Origin of the sequence: Saccharothrix ecbatanensis (assembly GCF_014205015.1) — a bacterium.
Classification (GTDB): Bacteria; Actinomycetota; Actinomycetes; order Mycobacteriales; family Pseudonocardiaceae; genus Actinosynnema; species Actinosynnema ecbatanense.
The window spans coordinates 6,718,679-6,742,067 of the sequence record NZ_JACHMO010000001.1 but is presented as its reverse complement, the minus strand read 5'-3'; the positions used below and the strand labels follow the sequence as shown (position 1 = coordinate 6,742,067).

Here is a 23,389-nt window from a genome sequence, read left to right as displayed (position 1 = left end):
GGTTAGGTGGAGTGGGGTGGGGGTGCGGTACGGCTCGATTTGACATGGGGCCCTTACGGGCACCCCAGGCAGGCCGCAACCGGCAGGCATGGCGGATAAAGCGCCCGCCAAGCCTGCCGGCTACGACCAGCCTATGGCACCCGAACCCATGTCAAATCGGGCCTTGTGGGTTGTGGCGGTGTGATTCGGGGCGGGTTGATTGGGTGAAGTTCACTTGCAACTGCTCGTGTCAAGCGGTGCAGCTGCTGGTGTCAAGCGATACAGCTGTCTGTGCCGAGGTCGGTGGCGGCCCCATGTCGGCCGCCGGTGGGCGTCCGTGTCAACCGGTGTCAGGGGGTGTCGGCCTTGGTGTAGGTGGTGAATATGACGCCGGTGTCGAAGGTTCTGGTTGAGGCTTTGGCGAAGCGGGTGGTGGGGAATTCGCCGGCGAAGAGGGGGATGCCTTTGCCTAGCACGATCGGGTGGACCTTGAGCATCAGTTCGTCGATCTCGGGCAGCAGTGTGGCGGCCAGTCTGCCGCCGCCGCACAGCCAGATGCCCAGGCCTGTCTCGGCTTTCAGTTCGCGGACCTTGGTCAGGGGGTCGGCTACTACCTCGACGTCGATCGGCGTGGTGCTGAGCCTGCTGGACGCCACGTATTGGCGTAGGTGTGGGTACGGGCTCGGTAGGCCGCCGGGGACTTGATAGGTGGCCCGGCCCATGAGGACCGTGTCGAAGTGCTGGTTCGGCGCGTCGATGCCCATGGCCTCGCGGCCCTGCGCGGGCAGGGTGTCGGGGTACTCCTCGAAGAGGGCGGTCATGTGGTCGCCTTCGAAGAGGAAGTCGCCGAAGCCGCCCTTCGGGTCGGCGATGAAGCCGTCGAGCGAGGTCGCGACGAAGTAGGTCAGGGTTCGCATGGGGTTCTCCTTGGGGGTTCTGGTGACCACTCTGACTGTAGTACTATGGTTGGAGTGGTTGTCAAGGAGGAATCATGGTGCGTAACCCGACCAGGCGAACGGCGCTCGTTGACGCGGCGGTTGAGGTGTTGGCGCGAGAGGGCGCCCGTGGTCTGACGTTTCGGGCTGTGGATCAGGAGGCGGGGGTGCCCGGTGGCACCGCTTCGAACTACTTCGCCAACCGGGACGACCTGTTGAGACAGGTGGGCGAGTACGTGCACGTGAGGCTCGCGCCCAGTGCGCAGCGGCTGGCCAAGACGATGGCGGCGCCACCGGACAAGAGCCTGGTGGAGCGGCTGCTTCGCGACCTGCTCGAACGGCTCCAGGTCGACCGGACGGGGTACCTGGCGTTGTTGGAGCTGCGACTTGAGGCGACCAGGCGGCCGGAGTTGCAGGCCGCGTTGACCAAGACGATCAGCGACAACCTGGAGCAGAACGTCCGCTTCCACCTGGACGCGGGGCTGCCGGGGGACCGGACCACCGTCGTGTCCCTCTACCTGGCGATGAGCGGCATGATCGTCGAGCACCTGACCCTGCCGGAGGTGTTGCCGGAGGACGAGATGAAGGAGCTGATCACGGCGTTGGTCGACCGCACGTAGGCGGTGTCAGCGGTCGAGGGGGCCGCCGATGATGGTCATCGCCACGACGATCACCGAGAACCCCAGACCCGAGTACAGCAACGCGTCGACGCTGCGGCTGCGGATCGCGATCAGGCCTGCCTGCTCGTCGGTGACGAGCACCCGCAGCAGGGCCGCGATCAGGAGCGCGAGCCCGATCAGCACCGCGCCCTGCCTCCAGTGGTACTGCACGATCCGCAGGAGACCCAACCCGACCACGCCCAGCACCAGCGCGAATGGCAGGTGCCTGCCCGCCCCGGACCGCCAGCGCTGTTCCGGCAACAACTCCACCGCTTCCGCCTCAGGCCGTCGCCACGTTGCGCTCGGCTGCCTCGACCGTGTTGGTCAGCAGCATCGCAATCGTCATCGGACCGGCGCCACCCGGGATCGGCGCCAGGTACCCGGCCACCTCGGCCACCGACGGGTGCACGTCGCCCACCAGACCGGCCTCGGTCCGGGTGATGCCGACGTCCACCACGGCCGCGCCGGGCTTCACCATGTCCGCCGTGATCAAGCCGGGGCTGCCCGCACCCGCGATCACGATGTCCGCCCGCCGCACCTCGGCCGCCAAGTCCTTGGTGCCGGTGTGGCACAGCGTCACGGTGGCGTTCTCGCTGCGACGGGTCAGCAGCAGCCCGATCGGCCGGCCGACGGTTACGCCACGACCCACCACGGTCACGTTCGCCCCGGCGATCGGCACGTCGTACCGGCGCAGCAGCTCCACGATCCCGCGCGGCGTGGCGGGGAGCGGGCCCTCGTCACCCAGGACGAGTTTGCCCAGGTTGACGGGGTGCAGGCCATCGCCGTCCTTGCGCGGGTCGATGCGCGCCAGGATCGGGTTCGGGTCGAGGTGCTTGGGCAGCGGCAGCTGCACGATGTACGCGGTGCAGGCCGGGTCGGCGTTCAGCTCGTCGATGACGTCTTCGAGCTGTGACTGCGTGATGTCCGACGGCAGGTCGCGGCGGATCGACGTGATGCCGACCTTCGCGCAGGCCAGGTGCTTGCCGCGGACGTACGAGTGCGACCCGGGGTCGTCGCCGACCAGCACGGTGGCCAGGCCGGGCGTCACCCCCTGCTCGACCAACGCGGCGACCCGCACGCGCAGGTCTTCGAAGATCGCGTTCCGGGTGGCCTTGCCGTCGAGAGTCGTCGCAGTCACGTGCCTCATCCTCTCATCACCACCGGCCGCGTTCGCATCACCGTGCTCGCGGGCGCGCCGCGACCACCACCGCGAGCAGCGTCAACGCCGTGCCGACGACCGTCGCGGCCGACAGTTGTTCGCCCGGGGCGGGTGCGATCACGTCGACCACTATCGCGCCGACCAGCTGCCCGGCGACCTGGCACAGGCCCACCACCAGCACACCCAGCCAGCGCACCGCCAGCACGGCCGTGCCGATGGTCACGATGCCGAGGATGCCGCCCAGGTAGAACCACGGTTCGGTCGGGGCCTGGGTAGGGAACCCGCGCACGGCAAGGTCGACGGCGCACACGGCGAGCAGGACGATGGTCCCGGTGCCGAAGTTGACCAAAGTGGTCACGCGCGTGCTCTGCGCCGCCTCGCGGACCAGCCCGTTCATCGCCTGCTGCCAGCCCAGACCGATTCCGGCCACGGCGGGTAGAAGTGCCAGCCACAAGGCGGACGGGTCGCCGAACTCGTCCGACACCGCGATCGCGACCGCCACCACGGCGAGGCCCGCACCGATCACGCGTGGCGCGCTCAGCGAGACTCGACCGGCCGGTCCGAGTCCTGCCCGGTCCACGAGCAGGCTGCTCACCGTCTGCGCGCCGACCGCTGCCACCGTGAACACGGCCACGCCCAGCGCCGTGATCGTCAACCCCTGCGTGGACACGAAGAACGCGCCGCAAGCCCCGCCGACGCACTGCCACCAGCGGATCCGTCCGGACCGCAGTGACGAGCGCAGCCGAGCCAGCCCGGCACGTCCGGCGGCCGTCGTCGGCACACCCAACAACAACAAGGCCAACCCGCCGCCGAACGACACCAGCGCGGCCAGGAAGCCGTCGCCGAACACGTGCCCCAACTCGCCGTTCAACCGTCCCTGAACGGCCAGGAACACCCCGCCGACGAACGCGACGAGCCCGCCGACCAGTCGAACCCGGTCACCCAACCGGAACAGCCTCCCGTTCACGCACCCGGCTCGCCAGGAACGCCCCGAGCAACGCCGCCGCCGTACTCGCCCCGGCCGCCGCCGCAGGTCCGAAGTGGTCCAGCAACGACCCTGCCAGCGGCAGCGCCAACGCCGAACCCGCCGTGGTGAACGTGCCCATCCAGCCGAACGCCTCGACCTTCCGGTCCTCCGGCGCGAGCCCGTTGATCCGCTCGTTGTTGGCCGCGATGGCCGGCGCGATCGCCATCCCGCCCACCCCCAGCACCAGACCGATCAGCCACACCGACGACGGTTCCAGCACTGGCGGCAGCACCAGCACCAGCGGCGCCACGCCGAGCGCCATCAACAGCATCCGCCGCGGGAAATGGACCCGCCCGCTGAGACCTCCCGCGATCAGCCCACCGGCCAGGGACCCGACGCCCCACACCGCCGTCAACGCGCCGGCGACCGCGGGTGTGCCGAGGTCCCGGGCCCACGCGATGATCACCAGGTCGATCGACACCAGCGACGCCACCATGCACAGCGCCGTGCCGAACGCCAGCACCAGCGGCCCGTCCCGCAGCAACGTCCGCCCGTTCCGGGCTGTTGCCGACCCCACCGGCTCGTTCAACCCCGCCCGGCGCAACGCGCCACCGAACCCGAACGCGCCGAGCACCGCCAGCGCACCGCACAGCCACAGCGCGACCTGCCCGTTCCACACCGCCACCGCGACCGCCGCCCCCGCCGGACCCGCGATGTACATGGCCTCCTGCATGGACGCCTCGACCGTGAACACCGCCGACCGCGCCGGACCGGTGGCCAGCCTGGGGAAGCTCGCCCGGCTCATCGCCGTCACCGGTGGCGTGCTCAACCCCGTCAGGAACGCCACCACCGCCGCCACCGGCCACGCCGAGCTAGGCGTGAACGCGGGCAGCACACCCAACACCGCGATGCCCACGCCGTAACCCGAGGCCGTGACCAGCAGCAACCGCCCAGCCGGACTCCGGTCCGCCGCACGCCCCCGCACCGGCCCGGCCACACCCATGCCCAACGTCAACGCACCGCCGACCACGCCCGCCACCGCGTACGAGCCCGTCCACCCGGCTATCAGGAACGACACCGCCAACGGCGTCGCGGGCAGGTGGATGCGGCCCACGATCGACCACAAGAGCAGCCATGGCAGGTGGGGTATCGCGGCGAGTTGCCGGTACGGACGGAGCACGGGGTGACACTCTGCCCCGACCCCCCGACAAAACGGTCACGGATATCCGGGAACGGTCGGCGAGTCCACGAAGTCCGGCGGTACGGTCGAAGTGATCGACACGCCCCCCGCGGCCCGCGGCGCCGGTACCGGAGCCGATGGCGTGTGACGCTCGCCGACGGCACCACCGAGATCTACGTCAGGAGCTACCCGAATGAGCCCAACGCAGCCCTCCGACCGGCCGGCTCCCGAGCAGCGCCACGACGAGCTGCTCCAGCACATCGGCGGCATGCTGCTCGACGCTGCTCCCGAAGGCTTCCGGCGGATCGACCTGCTGGTGCGGATGACCGCAGCGGTGCGGGACGTGACGCTGAAGGTGTACATGCCGGACGGCGGCACCCCCGAGGTGGTCCCTTCGGAAGGGCTGACCGCCGCCTTCCAGGAGATGCGGCAGGTGCTGTACCAGCCGGGACGCGGCACGTGGTTCTCGGCGCGGTGCGTGGTCAACGCGCCGGCCCGGATCGACGTCACCTACAACTTCGACCACGACCCCAAGTTCGACCCGCCGGTGCCGGCGGCGGACTTCGCCCGTGACCTCCAGGCCTTCCCCCGCGACGAGGCCTACGTCCCCGACTGGCTGCGCGCCAAGCTGGTCGAGGCGGAAACCGGCCCCAAGGAAGCAAGCACCGAGGAAGCAAGCACCGAGGAGCAGAACACATGACCGCGCCGCAGTTGGACGTCGAGGACCAGAACGCGATCCTCGGCTCCGTCACCACGCTGCTGGTGCAGCGCCTGCCCGGCGACTGGGAGCAGCTGTTCGTCGACTTCCGGATGGTGGGCGCCCACGTGGAGGCGCAGGTCTCCGGCTTGACCATGTACGGCTCGTCGTTCGACTGGGACCTGCCGCCGGAGGCGCTGCCGTTCTTCGTGCAGCTGCGCGACGGCATGGCGAGCCCGGACGCCGGCACGTGGTTCTCGATGAAGTTCCGCCTCGTGCACCCGGACACGTACTCGGCGGAGTTCGACCGGGACCGCGAGCCGGACTGGAACCAGCCGCCCACGCCCGAGCACTGCGCCGAGGAGTTGCAGCTCTACCCGCGTGACGACGACGCGATCCCGGCGTGGCTGCGCGAACGCGCGGGCCTGGGGCCGGTGAAGAGCAGCCTGTTCGCCGCGCCGGTGTTCGACGGGGCCGACCCGCAGGGCAACCCGGTGCACCACCGCCCGGCCGTGCACCCGCAGGAAGTGGACGACGTCCTCGCCTACCTGGAGAACGCGCCGGTCGTGCTGTCCGCGCGCTCCTACGGCGCGGACGCGTTCAAGCCGGATGCCACCCCGTCCGTGCCGCTGACCTTCCACACCGACGGCACCTGGGCGTGGCCGGGCGGCGTGGCGTACTACCTGCGCCACCACCGCGTCCCGCCGCTGCCGCAGCTCGTGGAGCACATCAGGGACAACGGCTACACCGTGCCGAACGTCTCACCGGAGGCGGAGAGCGCGGCGAACGCCGTCGCCACCGGGCAAACCGAGGGCGCACCGCCGCCCGAGCACCGGCCGCGGGTGATCACCGACGTCGACCAGCGCGCGCTCGACCACCTCAAGATCCGGCTCGACCACTACGGCGTCGCCACGTCCGCGTACGGCATCGTGGAGCCGAAGCCCGACGCGCTGGTGATCGAACCCGCGCCCGGCCGGTCCGGCTGGCAGGTCCAGTTCTGGGACGCCGATCGCGGCCCGCACGGTCGGCCCAGGGTGTACGAGCACGCGGTGGACGCGGCGAAGGTGCTGCTGGCCGAGCTGCTGTGGCAGGCGGACGTGGACCGGACGCGCGCGGCGGACACCGGCGCCCTGGTGACGCCGGTCCCGGGCATCCAGCCGTTGCCCGACGAGCCGCCGCTGTCGTTGTTCCGGGACCACGAGGACGTCGTCATCCCGGTCGGCGCCGAGCTGGACCGGTTCGGCGCGGACACCGGCAACCTCGTCTACGCGGCCGGCACGGTGTTCGGCAACCGCTCGTTGCCGCCGGAGTGGCTGAACCGCCGGTACCACGTGTACCGGGTTTTGCAGCCGGTGCCCGCGCTGAAGGGCGTCGCGGTGCCGTGGTTCGGGCAGGTCGGGGGTGGCACTGGTTACTTCTTGGCCAGGTCCGTGCGCGATCTTTTGGCCGATGGGAGCCTGGTGGAGGAGGCTGCGGCGGGGCTCCGGACGCCGCCACCGGGCGTCTAGCGACGGTCGCTACGCGTCATTGGTCCGTTCGGCTCAGCGGGTCCCCGTGCGGGCAGAGGGACCTGAGGGGGAAGATGTTGCACGTGTCCGAGCTGAAGCCGCTGAACCCGACCGAGCAGGATGCGCTGGTCAAGCAGATCGGCCTGACGCTGATGCGCGCCGCGCCGGAGGAGTGGCGGCACGTGACGGCCGAGTACCGCGCCACCGGCCGGTACTTCGAGCTGGCCGCCGAGGTGCGGACGGCCGACGGCGCCATGCGTGCCTGGTCGCCGCCCCACGAGGTGGCCGGCCTGTTCTCGCGACTGCGCGCCGGCATGTACCGCGACGGCCGGGGCAGCTGGTCGAACGCCCGGTACCAGCTGGACCACCCGTCCAGCTACAACCTGGACTTCGACCGCGCCGAGCCGTCCTGGACCACGCCACCGCCGCCGCAGGCGTACCTGGACGAGATGCGGTTCTTCCCGCGCACCGATGAGAACGTGCCCGACTGGCTGCGCCGCCGTCTCCAGCAGACCGCGCCACCGCCACTCGACCAGCCGCCGCCTGATCAGCCGCCGGCGTTCCGCACGGCCCGGGTGTTCGACGGCGCCGGTCCGGGCGGACGTCCGTCCGTGAGCCGACCGCCGGTCGCCGAGACGGACCGCGACCTGCTGCTGAGCTACCTGGACCGGGCGCCGGTCGCGGTGATCGGGCGCGTGTTCGAGGCGGACGTGCTGAACCCGGACGCGCCGGCCCTGGTGCCGGTGGCGTTCCAGACCGACGGGCACTGGATCTGGCCCGCCGCCGTCGGCTACTACCTGCGGACGTACGGCGTGCCGCCGGAGCCGGAGCTGGTGGAGCGGGCCAAGGCGCAGGACTTCGTGCTGCCCGAGGTGACGGAGGAAGCGCGGGTCGCCGCCGCGGCGAACCTGGGTGCGCCCGCCGCGCCACAGGGCACCGTGCTGCCGGTCGCCGAACCGGTGGAGGTCGAGCAGCCGGTCGAGGTGGGCCCGACGGTCGCCGCGCCGCTGCCCGACCTGACCGCCGACGACACCCCGCAGCCGGTGAGCGAGCCGCCGGCGGACGTCGAGGAGACCGCGAACCTCACCGAGCTGCGGCCGGAGATCATCGAGTACGCCCAGGACGGTCCGCCCTACCGGGTGCGGTTCGACGAGGACGGCCCGGTGATCGACGACCGGTACCGGCGCGAGTCCTACGTGGACGGCATGGACCTGTTCGCCCCCGCCGCGTACGAGCAGGAGTCGAACGAGTCCCAGTCCATCGAGTCGCAGTCCGCAGAGACGCAGTCCACCGAGCCCCAGTCGAACGGCATCGGGTCGCACGATCCCCAGCTGAACGACACCCAGACCTGGAACCCGTTCACCGACGAGGAATCCGACGCCGAGCCGGACATCGAGCCCGCCGAGGAGACCGCCGAGGTACGGGCGATCAGCGACGAGCCCGCGCACGCCGAACAGCCTGCGTACGAACAGCCTGCTTACGAACAGCCTGCTTACGAACAGCCCCTGTACGAGCAGCCTGGGTACGAACAGCCGGCGGAGCACGAGCCGCTCGGGGAACCGTCCGCCGAGACCGACGCGCGCCACTCGGCCGCCGATCTTGAGGACACCGCCGAGCCCACGGCGAACGACACGGTCAACGAGCCTGCGAACGACCCGGCGCACGACACCGCGTACGACACCGCCGACGACGTTGACGAGGACGAGGCCGAGGTCACCGCCGCGTTCGACGTGGACCAGGACCGGTTGTACGCGCCGGAACAGGTGGAGTCGCACTTCGCCGAGCCGCGTGACCACTTCGCCGAGCCGGCCGAATCGCAGTTCGCCGAGCCGGACGACACCCGGTTCGAGCCGCGTCACGACGACCAACAGGCCCTCGACCAGCACGTCGGCGAGCAGTACGTCAGCGAGCAGTACGTCCCTGAACAGCACGTCACTGAGCAGGTGCCGCCGCCGTTCGCGGACCAAGCGACCCAGTTCGCCCCCGCGGTGGAGCTGTTCGACGACGTCGACCCGCCCGCGCCACCCACCCCGAGCCTGAGCCAGCAGCCGGTCGAACCACTGCAGCACGTCGAACCACTGCAGCACGTCGAACCACCACAGCACGTCGAACAACTACAGCACGTCGAACAACTACAGCCGGTCGAACCACCGCAGCAGGTCGAACCACTGACGCCGGTCGACATGCCGACGCCGGTAGAGCCCCGCCAGGTCACGCCGGACGAGGAACGCGAGCTGTCCGCCGTCCGACGCACCTTGGACGGCCTGGACGTGCCGCCGACCGCCTACCGGTTCGGCGGCGAGCCGGCCGACCGCGCCTGGATGCTCCGCGTCGACGGCCAGGACTGGGAAGTGTCGTACTACGACCACGGCCCCACCAACCCGGTCCGCTTCGACCGCCTGGAGGACGCCGCCGCCTACCTGATCGGCCGGCTGGTGCTCACCAACCGACGCGCACCCCGCCCGCCGGCCCCGATGCCGCCACCCCCGCAGCGCCCGCGTCCGCCCATGAACAACGGGCTGAACAATGGCCTGAACAACGGCCTGAACAACGGGTTCCGCGAAGAACCGCCGCGTCGCCCCGGACCGCCGCCGCAGCGCCCGACGGTCGAACCACCGGCGCCGGCGCAGGCCACCCAGGTCGTGCAGCCCGCACCGCAGTCCGTCGGCGCGCAGTCGGCTGCCGCGACGTCGATCCAGGAGCCGAAGGCCCAGCGCTCCTGGCCGATCAACCCGATGAACGGCGAACCGCCGCTCACCCTGTTCCGGCACAAGAAGATGGTCGAGCTGCCCGCGGGCATGGAGGTGGACCGCTTCGGCGAGGGCGAGGGCAACCTCGTCTACGCGGCGGGCACCCCGTTCGCCCAACGTTCACTCGTGCCGTCCTGGATCAACCGCCCGTACCACGTCTACCGCCTGCGCCGACCGGTCGAGGTGCTGACCGGCATCGCCGTGCCGTGGTTCGAGCAGCCGGGCGGCGGCACCGCCTACCTGATGCCGAAGACGATCGACGACATGGTCGCCGACGGCGTGCTGGTGGAGGTCGCCAACCAGGACGCCCCGAACCACTGAACTGAAACACGTCAGCCGACGCGCAACCCGTGCGCGGCGGCGAAGGCGACGGCCGTGTCCAAGTCCACCCGCGCACCCCGCAGGGTGGCTTGGACGAGCCCGTCGGCGTCCAGTCGCGCACCGCGGAGATCGGTCCCCTCCAACCGGCACCCCAGCAGTCGGGCGCCGGTCAGGTCGGCGTCCCGGAGGTCCGCGTCACGCAGGTCGGCGCCCTCGAGGTTGGCCTCCCGCAACCGCATCCCGCGCAGCGACGCCTTGGGCAGCACGGCCCCGGTCAGCCCGGCGAGCGTGAGATCGGTCTCCTTCAACGAGATCGGCCGCATCACGCAGTCCACGAACACCGACCCGAGCCACGAGCACGACGTGAACGTGGACGACGCCAGCACCGCCCGGGTGAACCGGCACGACCGGAACGCGGTGGCGTCGTGCGTCGACTCGCCGAGGTCGGTCCGGTCGAACGTGCACTCGGTGAACGTGCAGCCGGACGTCACCAACCCGCGCATGTCGGCCTCGGTGAAGTCGCACCGGACGAACGACCGGCCCGCCCACTCCTCCCCGTACACGACCGCGTCGGAGTAGTCCTCACCCACGATGTCCCCGATGATGTCCACTGTCACACCTTGCCACCGTTCGCCAGTTGGTAACCTCCGACCTGCCGGGTAACCCCGCCCGGTGCGCGGTCCCGGAGTAGAGACCGCCGCTGACAGGTCGTCAGCCTGCCTAGTGGTCGTGCCCGAGGACTGAAGCCACAACATTCGGGAAGGCACATGACCCGCACGCCCGTGAACGTCACCGTCACCGGTGCGGCCGGCCAGATCGGCTACGCACTGCTGTTCCGCATCGCCTCCGGCCACCTCCTCGGACCCGACGTCCCGGTCCGCCTGCGCCTGCTGGAGATCCCGCAGGCCGTCAAGGCCGCCGAGGGCACCGCGATGGAGTTGGACGACTGCGCGTTCCCGCTGCTGTCCGGCGTCGACATCACCGACGACGCCAAGACCGCCTTCGACGGCGTGAACGTGGCGCTGCTGGTCGGCGCCCGCCCGCGCACGAAGGGCATGGAGCGCGGCGACCTGCTGGAGGCCAACGGCGGCATCTTCAAGCCGCAGGGTGAGGCGATCAACGCGGGCGCGGCGGAGGACGTGCGCGTGCTGGTGGTCGGCAACCCCGCCAACACCAACGCCCTGATCGCCCAGCAGCACGCGCCCGACGTGCCCGCCGAGCGGTTCACCGCGATGACCCGCCTCGACCACAACCGGGCGCTGGCGCAGCTGGCCAAGAAGCTCGGGGTGTCGGTCACCGACATCAAGAAGCTGACCATCTGGGGCAACCACTCGGCCACCCAGTACCCGGACCTGTTCCACGCCGAGGTCAACGGGCAGATCGCGGCCGAGGCCGTGAACGACCAGGCCTGGCTGGAGAACGAGTTCATCCCGACCGTGGCCAAGCGCGGCGCGGCGATCATCGAGGCGCGCGGCCTGTCGTCGGCGGCGTCGGCGGCGAACGCGGCGATCGACCACGTCCACGACTGGGTGAACGGCACCGCCGAGGGCGACTGGGTCTCCATGGCCATCCCGTCGGACGGCTCGTACGGCGTGCCGGAAGGCATCATCTCGTCGTTCCCGGTCACGGTGACCGGTGGCAAGTACTCGATCGTGCAGGGGCTGGAGATCGACGACTTCTCCCGCGCCCGCATCGACGCCTCCGTGGCCGAGCTGGTCGAGGAGCGCGACGCGGTGAAGGCACTCGGCCTGATCTGAGTTCTCCGAAGAGTCATACCCCACGAGAGGGCCGCCGAGGTGGCCCTCTCGTGGCATGTTGGGGGTCATGAACCAGTGGCCCGTGCCCGCGCCCAACCTGCCCTCCGACGTGCACCCGGCGCTCGCCGCCACCGCGATCGCCGCGTCCCGCGCCTACGACCAGGCCCGCCGCGAGTTCACCCGCGTGCAGTTGCGCGAGGAGGTCGCCGACGGCGCGGACGGCACGCCGACCATGCGAGTCGACGCGATCGTGGAGGCCGCGATCGCTGAGGCCGCCGCCGATGCGGGCGCAAACCTGCTGTCCGAGGAAGCCGGGTTCATCGACAACGGGTCCGCCGCGACCCTCGTGATCGACCCGGTGGACGGTTCCGCGAACGCCGCGCTCGGCGTGCCGCTGTCGTGCTTCGCGGGCGCGCTGGTGATCGACGACCAGCCGGTCGAAGCCCTCACCGTCTGGTTCGACACCGGCCGGGCCTGGTCCGCGCACGCGGGCAGCCCCACGCCGTTCCGCACGACCGGCCGCACGAAGCTCAAGGGCGCGTCGGTGTGCATGATGCGGCCGAAGCGCGGCACCGAGGAAGCGTGGATGCGGGTGGCGAACGAAGCCGACCGGATCCGGGTGCTGTGCACGACGTGTCTGGAGACGGCGCTGGTCGCGGAGGGCTCGGTGGACGCGTTCGCCGACCCCGGTTCGGACACCCACCGGCTGATGGACCTGATCGCCGCCCTGGTGACCGTGCCGGCGGCCGGGGGAGCGCTGCTCGACCTGCACGGCCGGCCGTTGACCTTCGACCTGGACCTTTCCCGTCGGTGGTCGGGCATCGCCGCCGCCACGCCCGCCCTCGCCGACGAGTTGATCAGCACCATCCTCGGCTGACCGGCCGGGAACGTTCCCAGGTTGCCGTTTCGCTCACGCGGACCGGTACCACTGTGCCGTTTCCGCGATCGCCTTCTCGTGCGGCGTCACTGGAAAGGGTCCGAAAGCAGACTCGAACGCGGAATGGTCCACCACCCACGGCTTGGTCCGCTGGTGGTCCATTTCGGTCGAACCGCGCAACCGCTTGTCGAACATCGCGCTCAGGGTGACGGCGACCGACGGCAGCCGCAACGGCTTGCGCGCGTTGCCGAGCACCTGTCCGGTCAGCGCGATGAAGTCCCGCACGGACAGGGTCTCGGCCGCCGGCGTGTGCCAGACCTTCCCGTCCGCCCGCTCGTCGTCGCCCAGCAAGATCTGCGCCCGTGCGGTGTCGGCGAGGTAGGCGAACGTGTGCGGGACGTCCAGCGGCCAGAACCACATGGCGCCCTTGCCCTGCGTCATCGGCTTGATCGCCAGCTCGCCGGGCAACGACGACGTGCCGCCCGGACCGTAGTAGTCCGAGGAACGACCGGTCGCCACCGGCACGGACGCCTTCCGCAGCCGTTTGCCGAGTTCGCTGCGCAGCTTCTCCTTCGGCCCCACGGGCCGTTCCGGCGTGGCCTCGGTGATCGGGCCGGACACCGGGCCGTACGAGTACAGGTTGTCCGCGAACACGATCTTCGCGCCCACGGCCTCCGCCGCGGCGATGGCGTTGTCGACCATCGTCGGCAGCATGTCCACCCAGCTGGTGTACGGGACGTTGGCGGACAGGTGGACCACCGACGCGCCTTCCACGGCCTTGAACGTCGACGCCCGGTCCATCAGATCGCAGCGCATGTCCTGCGCACCCTCCGGAACTCCACCCGAACGTGTGACAGCCCGAACCTCTCTCCCTGCCGCCACCAACTGGCGGGTGATCTCCCGACCGATACCCCGACCCGCTCCCAGAACGACGACCGTCATGATTCCCCCTCGTATCAAGCTCTCACTGTTGTTAGAAGTTCTAACACAAGTTAGGGTGTATTTGTCAAGGAGGTGCGCAGAGTGGTCAACGTGCGGCGCGAACGGTTCCGCGAGGAGACGAAGGTCGAGGTCAAGCGCATCGCGCTGGAGCAGTTGGCGGAGCAGGGGATCGCCGGGATCTCGGTCAACGCCATCGCCAAGCGCATGGGCGTGACGGGTCCCGCTCTCTACCGGTACTTCAAGGGGCGCGACGACCTGCTGAACGACCTGGTCACGGACGCGTGGCACGACCTGGCGGACACCGTGGAGGCGGCGGTCGCGGCATCGGAGGACGCGGACCCGTCCGATCGGGTGCGCGCGTTCGGGGAAGGCTTCCGGTCGTGGGCCATCGCCCAGCCGCACCGGTACCTGCTGCTGTTCGGCACGCCGGTGCCCGGCTACCAGGCGCCGGAAGACACGATCATGGCCGCACACCGCACGATGAGCGCGTTCCTGAGTGTGCTGCCGAGAGAAGGGGAACCGCGCCAGGAAGCCACGAGTGGACTGGATGCCCAGCTCGTGGCATGGGCCGGCTCACGCGGCGAGGGGTACGTGCCCCCCGCCGTGCTGCTCACCGGCCTGCGCGGGTTCACCAGGCTGCACGGCGTGCTCAGCCTGGAGGTTTCCGGGCAGTTCGGACCGATGGGAGTCGACCCGGCGCTGCTCTACCGCGCCGAGGTCGAGTCCTTGATCCTGGGTGATTCAGAGGCCCGGGGCTCGACCAGCGTGTCGGGGCCTGGGTAGACCAGCCCTTCGTGGCCGTCCGAGAACCGGACCAGGTACGGGGGCGCACCTTCCGAGCCGCGGACTTCCACGATCTCGCCGATCTTCTCGTCGAGACCCACCGCGCGGCTGTGGACGTGCAACCGGTCACCTACTGTCGCGTGCATCTGCAACACCTCCGGTGCCTCCCAGGGTAGGACGGTTCCGAAGGTACCGACAGCCTGGCTTTTCCGCTCAGGAGCAGGCGTTGGACAGCTTGGAGACGGTGTCCAGCTTCTCCTGCGCCCAGGCGGCGGCGTTGGCCGGGTTCACGTCCTCCAGCGTCACGGCGCTCATCTTGTCGGAAACGCCGGTGATGGCGTCCTTGAGCGTGGCGTCGCCGGCCTTCGCGGCGAGGGCGTTCAGCTCCTCGGCCTTCTTCTGGGTCTCCTCCAGCGCCTTCTGCGGGTCGGTGGCGGTGGGGGTGAAGTTCGCGAGCTTGAGCGCCTCGATGCACACGGTCGCCTTGTCCGCCGCTTGGCCGACCTGGTTCGCGGTGTCCGACGCCTGCTGGACGGCCTCGCAGCCGGACGCGGCCCCGATGAGGCCCAGCGCCAGCATGATGGTGGCGAGCGGACGACCTGCGCGCATGGAGTGCTCCCATTCGTTGACCGTTTCGTCCGACTCTACCGACGCGCGTACAGCCGACGCACCACATCGTCGATCTCCGGCTCCACAACCACGAGATCGTGCACTTCCGCCCGTGCCGCCACAGCCGAGATAAGCGCCGCCGCAGTGGTGTCCGCGCGGCGGAACGTGAGGTGGTGTCGCAATCCGTTCAGCTCGGTCCGCACCGAGGTGACGCCGGGCAGTTCGTCCAGCCCGGTGGCTGGTTTCTCCAGGTCCACCACCAGCACGCGGTCCGGCGCGACCTCGGCGCGCAGTCCGTCCAACGGGCCGTCGGCCAGCACCGTGCCCCGGTCGATCACCACCAGCCGCGGACACAGCCGCTCGATGTCGTCCAGGTCGTGCGTGGTGAGCAAGAGCGTCGTGCCGCGCTGGGTGTTGAGGTCGGCCAGGAATTCCCGCAGGCGTTCCTTGGATTCCAGGTCGAGGCCGATGGTCGGTTCGTCCAAGACCAACAACTCGGGCCCGTGCAACAGGGCCGCCGTGACCTCGCCGCGCATCCGTTGACCGAGGGACAGTTGGCGGACCGGCGTGTCCAGGAACGGCCCGAGCTCCAGCAGGTCGACGCACTCCCGGAGCCGACCGGCGTGATCACCCTTCGGCACCCGGTAGATCGCGCGGAGCAGGTCGAAGCTGTCCCGGAGCGGCAGGTCCCACCACAGCTGGCTGCGCTGGCCGAAGACCACCCCGATGCGCCGCGCCAGATCCCGCCGAGCCCGCGACGGGTCCACGCCGGACACCCGAACGTGGCCGGACGTCGGCACGAGGATGCCGGTGAGCATCTTGATGGTGGTCGACTTGCCGGCCCCATTGGGCCCGACATACCCGACGGCTTCCCCTGCGGCGACATCGAAACTCACCGAGTCCACCGCCCGCACGACGCGCTTCTCACGCCTGAAACGGCCGACCTTCGTCGTCACCGTGAACTCGCGACACAGATCGCGCACCTCGATCATGATCCAGTCCCTCGGTAGTGCCGAACGGCGGTGCGCCAGACAAGGCCCGCGACAACGGCCGCGGCAAGGGCGACCAACGGCGAGATCCAACTCAGAAAAGCGGGTCCACCCAACGGATCCGGGCGGTCCAGAAGCGCGAGGCTGGGGTAGTAGGCGACGAACGCGCCGGGGATGACGAACGCGAAGAACCGACGCAACCACGTGTCGTACACGGTGGCGGGGTACGAGGTGAACGCATTGCTGCCATACGTGACCGCATTGGCGAGCTCCTGGCCGTCGACCACCCAGAAGCAGACCGCATTGGCCAGGACCCAGATGGCCGAGAAGATCACCGCACCACTGAGAGGCGCCACCACGATCAACACCGCGGTGAACGGCGACCAAGCGATCTCGTTGTGGCCCAACGCGTACACAAGCGCAACGACACCGGCCACGATCCGACCAAGCTTCCGCAACTGGAGGTCGGAAGCCATCATCTGAGCAAGCGTGCCCAAAGGTCGCAGCAGAAGAACGTCGAACGTCCCAGTGCGAATGTAGGTAGGCAGCTCGTCCAGTTGGCTCGCAACCAGGTCGGCGATCCCGAACGCCGTGCCCGCCAGCGCGTACATCAACACGACCTCGTTGACCGAGAAGCCCCCGAGCGCGCTGACCCTGTTGAACAGCACAAGAATGATGGCCAACTCGGTCAGCTGCCCGAGAGCGTTGGCAACGCACTGGAGGACGAACGAGGCACGGTAAGACATCTGGCCGCGCAGACGTGCGCCGACAAGTTTCGCGTAGACACCGGCAGTCGAGTCAGCCACCCTGCACCACCACCTTCCGAACCGCGCGCTGCAACACCAGGTGGCCCGCCCCGAGGACCACAACAGCCCAGAACGCCTGCCCCGCCAACAGCGGCCAAGGCGAACCGCGTTCGAGGAAGACGTCGATCGGCGCCTGCAACATGGCCGCGAACGGCGTGGACCACAGGAAGGGCAACGCCCAGGAAGGGAAGAACGCAAGCGGCACAGCCAACCCGCTGAGCAGCCAGGCGAACCCGGTGTAGAGCGCCTGCACGCCACGGTTGTCGAGGAGCCAGAACGTGGTGGCGTTCAGCAGGAACCGCATGCCGAAACTGACGGCCACCGCCAGCACCACACTCACCGCGAACAACGGCAGGGTGGCCAACTCGGGCCACCGGAATGGGAAGAACAACGCTCCGAACGCAATCGGCGGCGCAAGTCGCACAAGCAAGGCGTACCCGGCCCGCCCGACATCCTCGGCCAACAACGCGGACTGGAGGTGCCAAGGCCGGTAGAGGTCAACCACAACGTCCCCGCTGCGAATGCGGTCGGCCAACTGCTTGTCACCCCACAGCACAACGACCGCCATCAACCCCTGGCCAAGCCACACATAGGTAGCCGTAGCCGCAACGTCATAGCCCGCGATGGAGCCCTGCGAGACGGCCGCGACCAGCACAGCCATCCTGAGCAGCCCGAATGCGACGTTCGTCGCCATCCCGGCAACCATCGCCTGTCGATAGGTGGAGTATCTACGGAAACCGGCCAGCGCAAGACGAGCGTAGGCACGCACGTCTACCAACCTTAGGAACCACCGCAACCGAATTACTCACACCACACCAAACAGTCACCCCACCCACCCAATGGCCGCCCCGCACCACATCGCTACACCGCAGTGGCCGCCCCGCGCACACCGCAGGTGGCCGACGAGGCTCGATTTGACATGGGTTCGGGTGCCATAGGCTGGTCGAAGCCGGGCAGGCTTGGCGGACGCTCTTCCCGCCATGCCTGCCCGGCTTTGGCCTGTCTGGGGTGCCCGTAGGGGTCCCGTGTCAAATCGAGCCGGACCTGGACGCAGACCCCCAAACCGCCAACCACCGCTCCCCCCGCTCCCGCAACCCGCCATCCCGAACCAACGGCACCACCGGCTCCAACCCCCGCGCCACCACCCTCAGAAACCGATCCGGCAAACCGGTCTCCGCCAACACATCCGCCACCAACAGATCCGGATCCGCCGCCCAAACCCCAACCGACCCCACCACCCGGGCCCGCAAAGCAAACCGATCCGCCACCGCCCGAGCCCGCCGCACCCCACTCCGCTCCCCGCCACGCGAAGCCGCCAACGCCACCGCCGCCCAAGCCACCCGATTCAGCGCAGCCCGCTCTTCGTCGTACACCCGCCCCTGAGCCAGAACCCGAACCCACTCCCAGTCATTGGCGTCCCTCCCCGCCGCGCCGCTCCCCGCCGCACCACCCGCCGAGTCGCCACCCACGCCGCCACCCACCAAACCACCACCCGCGCCGCTCACCGCCGAGCCGCCAACACACCATCAAGCAACCCAGGGAACAACGCATCCAGGTCATCCCGCCGCAACGTACTGATCCGCGAAGTCCCCTGAGGCCGCACCCACACGACCCCCGCCTCCCGCAACGTCCGCACGTGATGCGTCAACGTGGAAGCCGTAATCCCCAGGTCAAGCAAGCCGCACGAGATCCCGTCCTCGCACCGGGCCAACGCGCGCACGATCTCCAGCCGCACCGGATCCGCCAACGCTTGCAGCACCGCCGCTATCCGGATCTCTCCCCGCTCGGGGTGCGCAAGCATGGTCGTCATGACCCGCATACTACGATATCGGTCGAACTTTGACGGTCATCGTAGTACGGTACCGATCGAATCACCACTCGATCGGGGGAGTACGCATTGTCCGCCCGCACCTACCTGCTCACGGCCGGCGCGTTCGCCATCGGAACGAGTGCCTACATCGTCTCCGGCGTCCTACCGGCCGTAAGCCAGGAACTGCACATCTCCCACGCCACCGCCGGCCAACTGCTGACCGCGTTCGCCATCGCCTACGCGGTCTCCGCACCGCCGCTGGCCGCGCTCACTGGCCGCTGGGAACGCCGCACCCTCCTGGTCACCGCCCTGGGCGTCTCGGCCTTCGGCAACCTGCTGGCCGCCGTCGCGCCGAACTACCCCCTCCTCCTGGCCGCACGCGTCATCAGCGCACTGGGTGCGGCCGTCTACACACCCGCCGCAACGCTCGTGGCCACCGTTCTCACCCCACCGGAACGTCGTGGCCGAGCCGTGGCCCTGGTCTTCGGCGGACTCACGTTCTCCCTCGTCCTCGGCGTCCCGGCAGGCAACCTCCTGGGCGGACCCCTCGGCTACCAGGGCGTGTTCGCGTTGATCGCCGCCGTCTCCGCAGTCGCGGCACTGGCGGTGTGGCGCTGGCTGCCCCGCGTCGAGGCGCCGCCGGTGGTCCGCCTCCGCGAACGCTTCGCCCCTGCCGCCGACCGGCGCGTGCTGATGGTCCTCGGCCTGACCGTGATCGCGTGCCTCGCTGTGTTCAGCGTCTTCAACTACATCGCGCCACTGCTCACCGAAACCGCCGGCGTCGAGGGCGTGATGATCAGCGTGCTGCTCCTCGCGTACGGCCTGGGTGGTGTGTTCGGCAACTGGGCCGGTGGCCGGCTCACCGACCGGTTCGACCCGCGCAAGCTGCTCGTCGTGCTGGTCAGCTGCTTCACCGTCGTGCTGGCCACGTTGCCGCTGACGTTGACCACCCCGGTGTCGGCCGCCATCGCGCTGTTCGTGTGGGGCGCTCTCACGTGGTCGACGAACCCGCCGACGCAGAGCTGGCTGATCGCGTTGGCACCGACCAACGGCGGCCTGCTCCTGTCGCTCAACGCGTCCGCGATCTATCTCGGTGTCGGCCTGTCCGGCGTGGTCGGCGGGCTGGTGATCAGCTGGGTCGGGCTGCTGTCGTTGGCGCCGATCGCTGGGCTGCTCGCCGTGGTGGCGTTGGTGATGCTGTTCTTCGCGATGCGGCCTTCGAAACACGAGACCCCTCTTACCGGACCCCAGGACCCTCTGACCGACGCGCAGGACCCTCTGACCGAACGTCAGGACCCACCGAACGCGCTGGTGGTCGTCTCGCCGCCTTCGGAGGGCCTGGCCAGGCAGTGAAAGTAGGTCGCCTCGCCATCCGCGAACCCGACCGCGGTGAACTGCCAGTCCGACGTGTCCACGGTCGGCCGGGTGTTCGCCTTCATCGCCTCGGCCGTGCAGACGTCCGCGACTTCGGGTGCCTTGATCAGGTCGTCGTTGTCGACTTCAGGGATCGGCCCCGACAACCAGCCGCCCGCGAACGCCTCCCAGAAGTGCTCTTCGGAGCAGTTGGCGACCCGACGTGCCGTCGCGGCCTGACCACCGATCGACACGATGCCGCGGTAGCAGGTCGGCTCGCCGACGCAGTAGCCCGTCGCGCACTCCTTGAGATCTGGCGGCGGCAGCTTGGTGCTCGTGGATGAACCTGCCGTCGTACCGACCTGCGCACCCGGCGCGGCGGTGTCACCGTTCTTCGTCGCCCACCACCACGTTCCGCCGGCCACGACCGTCGCGAGCACCGCAGCAGCGATGACCAACGCCCAAGGCTTCTTGGTCGGCGGCCGAACGTAACCCGACCCGAGCTGCGGCTCGAAACGCCGCTCCGCACCCCCACCAACAGCCGAACCCGCCGGAACCGGCGCCATCGCAACCCGACTCAACTCATCCCGCAACCGCGCCGCACCAGGCGTACGCCGCGCGACATCCGGCTCAAGCGCCCGCACCAACACGTCGTGCAACTCCTGCGGCACCCCGACCACCGGCGCCACGGGCGACCGCAGCACGTCACCCAGGTGATCGAACGACTCGACCGGCCAAGGCACCGGCCGAGGAGGCTTACCCGCAAGCAGGTCGTACAACGTCGCCGCCAACGCGTAGACGTCAGCGGCCGGCGTCGGCTGGGCCATCGCGAACGCCTCAGGCGGCGCGTAACTGGGACTCAACGCATCACGCGTGACAGTGCTGGAACCCTCGGCGTCCAGCAGCGCCGCCAACCCGAAGTCGGCGAGCTTCACCGTGCCGTACCGGTCCAGCAGGATGTTGCCGGGCTTGATGTCCCGGTGCAGCACACCTTCCGCGTGCGCGGCGGCCAGCGCGTCCGCCAACTGCACGCCAAGCTGCCGCACCCGGTCCGCCGAAAGCGGTCCGTCCCGCCGGACCACGTCGGCCAGCGACCCACCGGTGCACAGCTCCATGACCAGGTAGGGCGTGCCCTGCGGGGTGAAGTTGGCGTCGTGCACGGACACGACGTGCGGGTGCCCGGACAGTCGTGCGGCGGCATGGGCCTCACGCAGGAACCGCCGCCGATCGCGTTCGGTCTGCAAGACCCGGTTGTCGATCTTCACCGCGACGTCGCGGTTCAGCTGGACCTGGCGGGCGCGGTAGACCGTGGCGAACCCGCCCTGGCCCAACGGCGTGAGATCGGAGAGTCCCGGCAACTGCACGTCGGGACTCTAGCCGTCGGCAACGCCGCTCTAGCTCCCGGCAACGCAGCTCTAGCCGTCGGCAACGCCCGCTCTAGCCCTCGGAGGCTCCGCTCTAGCTCCCCGCTGCGGCTGCTTTCGCGGCCTTCTTGAACGCGCGGACCTCGGCCAGCGCCTCGGGGCTGGTGACGTCGGCGATGGAGCGCCGTGAGCCTTCCTCGCCGTACGCCCCGGCCACTTCGCGCCAGCCCTCCGGGGTGACGCCGAGCTGCTTGCCCAGCAACGCGAGGAAGATGCGGGCCTTCTGGTCGCCGAACCCGGGCAGCGCCTTCACCCGGCGGAACACTTCCTTGGCGTCCGGTTTGCCGGCTTTCCAGATGTTCGCCGTCTTGCCCTTGTAGTTCTCCAGGATGTGCAGCGCCAACGCGTGGACCCGGCGCCCCATCGAGCCGCCGTACCGGTGGATCGCGGGCGGCTGCACGCACAGCTCCACGAACTCGTCCACGTCGGTCTCGGCGATCTTGGTGATGCTGAACCCACCCATCCGGTCCGCGATCTTCCGGGGGCCGGCGAAGGCGTGTTCCATCGGGAACTGCTGGTCCAGCAGGAGCCCGGTGAGCAGCGCGAAGTGGTCTTCACTGAGCAGCTTGTCGGCCTCCGGGTCACCCGTCAGGCGCAGCTTCTTCGGCATGCCGGCCATCTTCCCACCCCACACGCCGAACGCGCCCGGAATGCCTGTCCGACTGACGTGTTGCCTACCGACCTGATCTCCGACTTACGTGTCGAACTCGGGGATCAGGTCGCCGATCAGGCGGAGGCTTTGCATGACGTCCTCGTGCTTCAGGCTGCCCACCTGGTGGAACGCCATCAGGCGGTCGATGCCGAGGTCCGCGTAGGTGCGCAGCTTCTTCCGGCACGTGTCCGGGCTGCCGACGATCAGCGAGTCCTGCTCGTTCAGCGCCTCGAAGATCTCCTCCGGGTCCACGTCCTCGCCTTGCAGGACCCGCCCGATGACCACCTGGGCACGGTTCGGTCCGCTGAACGCCGCGGCTTCCGCCCGGAGGAACTCGCCGGTCAGACCACCGCCGGACGGGTCGTCCATCAGCGACTGCTGGTGCCGCACGGTCTCCACGAAGGCGTCCGCGGCCTCGAAGAAGGTCAGCGCCTTGACCGTGTACCAAGCCGCTGCCGCCACGGCGCCGTTGCGGGCCGCCTGCTCGTCGGTCTCCGCGCAGTGCACGAACGTGAAGAAAGCGACCTGGTTGTTGACGTACGAACCGACCGGCGACGTGCACGCGTCGGCCGCCGCACGGTAGAGGCCGACCATCCGGCGCACCCGCTCGATGGACTCCCAGATCGTCGTCCCCAGCACCCCGACACCGCGCCGCCCCGCCTCCTCGAACGACGCCGGCGTCGCGGCGGCCTGCCAGAGCGGCGGATGGGGCTTCTGGAGCGGCTTGGGCACGATCGGCACGTCGTGGATCTCGAAATCCTCGCTGGAGTGCGAGAACCGCTCCGACGTCCACATCCGCGGGATCATCTCGAACGCCTGCTGGGTCTGCCGGCGCGCGTCCGCCGGGTCGATGCCGAACAGCCGCCACTCCGGCGCGGTCGACCGGGTCAGGCCGAACTCCAGCCTGCCGCCGCTCAGGTGGTCCAGCATGGCGGCACGTTCGGCTACCCGGATCGGGTGGTTGAACTTGGCCGGCGCCAGGACCGCGGAATGGCCGAGGCGGATCCGGGACGTCTGCTGCGAGATCGCCGCCAGCATCAACTCCGGCGCCGACGACAGGCTGAACTCGTCCGCGCCGTGGTGCTCGACCTGCCACCAGCAGCCGTACCCGAGCGAATCCGCCAGCCGCGCCTGCTCCAACGCCTCCGTGATGCGCGCGTTCTCGTGCCCTTCCTGCCACGGGCGCGGGTCCTGGACCTCGTTGAAGACGTCGACCTTCATCCGCCCCGCTC

General features: G+C 69.6%; 24 protein-coding genes. 8 read left to right on the top strand and 16 right to left on the bottom strand.

Going from position 1 to position 23,389, the window contains the following annotated elements:
• Positions 1-329: 329 nt before the first annotated feature.
• Positions 330-896, bottom strand: coding sequence for a dihydrofolate reductase family protein (locus F4560_RS28900; protein ID WP_184925236.1), 567 nt, complete (start codon positions 894-896; stop codon positions 330-332).
• Positions 897-970: 74 nt separating this feature from the next.
• Here F4560_RS28900 and F4560_RS28895 point away from each other — a divergent pair, with 74 nt between their 5' ends.
• Positions 971-1,534 carry a TetR/AcrR family transcriptional regulator gene (locus F4560_RS28895; protein ID WP_184925233.1) on the top strand — a complete coding sequence of 188 codons (564 nt, stop codon included), beginning with the start codon at positions 971-973 and terminating at the stop codon, positions 1,532-1,534.
• A gap of 6 nt (positions 1,535-1,540) precedes the next feature.
• Here the strand turns inward: F4560_RS28895 and F4560_RS28890 are convergent, their stop codons facing one another.
• The 4 genes from F4560_RS28890 to F4560_RS28875 are packed head-to-tail and all read right to left on the bottom strand — an operon-like array spanning position 1,541 to position 4,879.
• Positions 1,541-1,834 carry a DUF3017 domain-containing protein gene (locus F4560_RS28890; RefSeq protein WP_184929459.1) on the bottom strand — a complete coding sequence of 98 codons (294 nt, stop codon included), beginning with the start codon at positions 1,832-1,834 and terminating at the stop codon, positions 1,541-1,543.
• Positions 1,835-1,853: 19 nt separating this feature from the next.
• Positions 1,854-2,711, bottom strand: coding sequence for a bifunctional methylenetetrahydrofolate dehydrogenase/methenyltetrahydrofolate cyclohydrolase (locus F4560_RS28885; RefSeq protein ID WP_184925230.1), 858 nt, complete (start codon positions 2,709-2,711; stop codon positions 1,854-1,856).
• Between the two features lie 37 nt (positions 2,712-2,748).
• Complete coding sequence (locus F4560_RS28880; RefSeq protein WP_312869534.1) at positions 2,749-3,699, bottom strand: DMT family transporter; 951 nt, start codon at positions 3,697-3,699, stop codon at positions 2,749-2,751.
• The gene (locus F4560_RS28875; protein ID WP_184925228.1) at positions 3,671-4,879 is read right to left on the bottom strand and encodes an MFS transporter; all 1,209 of its coding nucleotides are present in this window, start codon (positions 4,877-4,879) and stop codon (positions 3,671-3,673) included. Before F4560_RS28875 ends, F4560_RS28880 begins: the two co-directional genes overlap by 29 nt.
• Positions 4,880-5,072: 193 nt before the next feature.
• On the opposite strand from F4560_RS28875, the gene F4560_RS28870 reads away from it, so the two are divergent.
• The 3 genes from F4560_RS28870 (at position 5,073) to F4560_RS44995 (ending at position 10,155) form a co-directional block, all read left to right on the top strand.
• Positions 5,073-5,579, top strand: coding sequence for a hypothetical protein (locus tag F4560_RS28870; RefSeq protein ID WP_184925225.1), 507 nt, complete (start codon positions 5,073-5,075; stop codon positions 5,577-5,579).
• Positions 5,576-7,084 carry a TNT domain-containing protein gene (locus F4560_RS28865; RefSeq protein WP_184925222.1) on the top strand — a complete coding sequence of 503 codons (1,509 nt, stop codon included), beginning with the start codon at positions 5,576-5,578 and terminating at the stop codon, positions 7,082-7,084. Before F4560_RS28870 ends, F4560_RS28865 begins: the two co-directional genes overlap by 4 nt.
• Positions 7,085-7,167: 83 nt before the next feature.
• The gene (locus F4560_RS44995) at positions 7,168-10,155 is read left to right on the top strand and encodes a glycohydrolase toxin TNT-related protein (RefSeq protein WP_312869533.1); all 2,988 of its coding nucleotides are present in this window, start codon (positions 7,168-7,170) and stop codon (positions 10,153-10,155) included.
• 11 nt (positions 10,156-10,166) lie between these two features.
• On the opposite strand, the gene F4560_RS28855 is transcribed toward F4560_RS44995, so the two are convergent.
• Positions 10,167-10,757 carry a pentapeptide repeat-containing protein gene (locus F4560_RS28855; RefSeq protein ID WP_312869873.1) on the bottom strand — a complete coding sequence of 197 codons (591 nt, stop codon included), beginning with the start codon at positions 10,755-10,757 and terminating at the stop codon, positions 10,167-10,169.
• Positions 10,758-10,922: 165 nt separating this feature from the next.
• On the opposite strand from F4560_RS28855, the gene F4560_RS28850 reads away from it, so the two are divergent.
• Positions 10,923-11,912, top strand: a complete 990-nt coding sequence (locus F4560_RS28850) for a malate dehydrogenase (RefSeq protein ID WP_184925216.1) — start codon at positions 10,923-10,925, stop codon at positions 11,910-11,912.
• 67 nt (positions 11,913-11,979) lie between these two features.
• Positions 11,980-12,789 carry an inositol monophosphatase family protein gene (locus F4560_RS28845; RefSeq protein WP_221483680.1) on the top strand — a complete coding sequence of 270 codons (810 nt, stop codon included), beginning with the start codon at positions 11,980-11,982 and terminating at the stop codon, positions 12,787-12,789.
• Between the two features lie 33 nt (positions 12,790-12,822).
• Here F4560_RS28845 and F4560_RS28840 read toward each other — a convergent pair whose 3' ends face one another.
• Positions 12,823-13,731, bottom strand: coding sequence for an NAD-dependent epimerase/dehydratase family protein (locus tag F4560_RS28840; RefSeq protein WP_184925210.1), 909 nt, complete (start codon positions 13,729-13,731; stop codon positions 12,823-12,825).
• A 72-nt stretch (positions 13,732-13,803) separates the two neighbouring features.
• Between F4560_RS28840 and F4560_RS28835 the strand changes: the two genes are divergently transcribed.
• The gene (locus F4560_RS28835; protein WP_312869532.1) at positions 13,804-14,514 is read left to right on the top strand and encodes a TetR/AcrR family transcriptional regulator; all 711 of its coding nucleotides are present in this window, start codon (positions 13,804-13,806) and stop codon (positions 14,512-14,514) included.
• Here the strand turns inward: F4560_RS28835 and F4560_RS28830 are convergent.
• The 6 genes from F4560_RS28830 to F4560_RS28805 form a co-directional block, all read right to left on the bottom strand.
• Positions 14,436-14,660, bottom strand: a complete 225-nt coding sequence (locus F4560_RS28830; protein ID WP_184925204.1) for a DUF1918 domain-containing protein — start codon at positions 14,658-14,660, stop codon at positions 14,436-14,438. The genes F4560_RS28835 and F4560_RS28830 overlap by 79 nt on opposite strands.
• 67 nt (positions 14,661-14,727) lie before the next feature.
• The gene (locus tag F4560_RS28825) at positions 14,728-15,123 is read right to left on the bottom strand and encodes a bacteriophage spanin2 family protein (protein WP_184925201.1); all 396 of its coding nucleotides are present in this window, start codon (positions 15,121-15,123) and stop codon (positions 14,728-14,730) included.
• Positions 15,124-15,158: 35 nt separating this feature from the next.
• Positions 15,159-16,115: an ABC transporter ATP-binding protein gene (locus F4560_RS28820; protein WP_184925198.1), complete on the bottom strand. Its 957-nt coding sequence runs from the start codon at positions 16,113-16,115 to the stop codon at positions 15,159-15,161.
• Positions 16,112-16,918: an ABC transporter permease gene (locus tag F4560_RS28815; protein ID WP_312869531.1), complete on the bottom strand. Its 807-nt coding sequence runs from the start codon at positions 16,916-16,918 to the stop codon at positions 16,112-16,114. Before F4560_RS28815 ends, F4560_RS28820 begins: the two co-directional genes overlap by 4 nt.
• Positions 16,911-17,687: an ABC transporter permease gene (locus F4560_RS28810; RefSeq protein WP_312869530.1), complete on the bottom strand. Its 777-nt coding sequence runs from the start codon at positions 17,685-17,687 to the stop codon at positions 16,911-16,913. Before F4560_RS28810 ends, F4560_RS28815 begins: the two co-directional genes overlap by 8 nt.
• 732 nt (positions 17,688-18,419) lie before the next feature.
• A complete protein-coding gene (locus F4560_RS28805) occupies positions 18,420-18,737 on the bottom strand; it encodes an ArsR/SmtB family transcription factor (protein ID WP_376775354.1) in 318 nt (105 codons plus the stop codon).
• 78 nt (positions 18,738-18,815) lie between these two features.
• On the opposite strand from F4560_RS28805, the gene F4560_RS28800 reads away from it, so the two are divergent.
• On the top strand, positions 18,816-20,081 hold the full coding sequence (locus F4560_RS28800; RefSeq protein ID WP_184925192.1) for an MFS transporter: 1,266 nt from the start codon (positions 18,816-18,818) through the stop codon (positions 20,079-20,081).
• Here F4560_RS28800 and F4560_RS28795 read toward each other — a convergent pair.
• The 3 genes from F4560_RS28795 to F4560_RS28785 form a co-directional block, all read right to left on the bottom strand.
• A complete protein-coding gene (locus F4560_RS28795) occupies positions 20,018-21,445 on the bottom strand; it encodes a serine/threonine-protein kinase (protein ID WP_184925190.1) in 1,428 nt (475 codons plus the stop codon). The genes F4560_RS28800 and F4560_RS28795 overlap by 64 nt on opposite strands.
• 94 nt (positions 21,446-21,539) lie before the next feature.
• Positions 21,540-22,115, bottom strand: coding sequence for an HhH-GPD-type base excision DNA repair protein (locus tag F4560_RS28790; RefSeq protein ID WP_184929454.1), 576 nt, complete (start codon positions 22,113-22,115; stop codon positions 21,540-21,542).
• Between the two features lie 84 nt (positions 22,116-22,199).
• Positions 22,200-23,378: an LLM class flavin-dependent oxidoreductase gene (locus F4560_RS28785; protein ID WP_184925187.1), complete on the bottom strand. Its 1,179-nt coding sequence runs from the start codon at positions 23,376-23,378 to the stop codon at positions 22,200-22,202.
• Positions 23,379-23,389 lie beyond the last annotated feature (11 nt).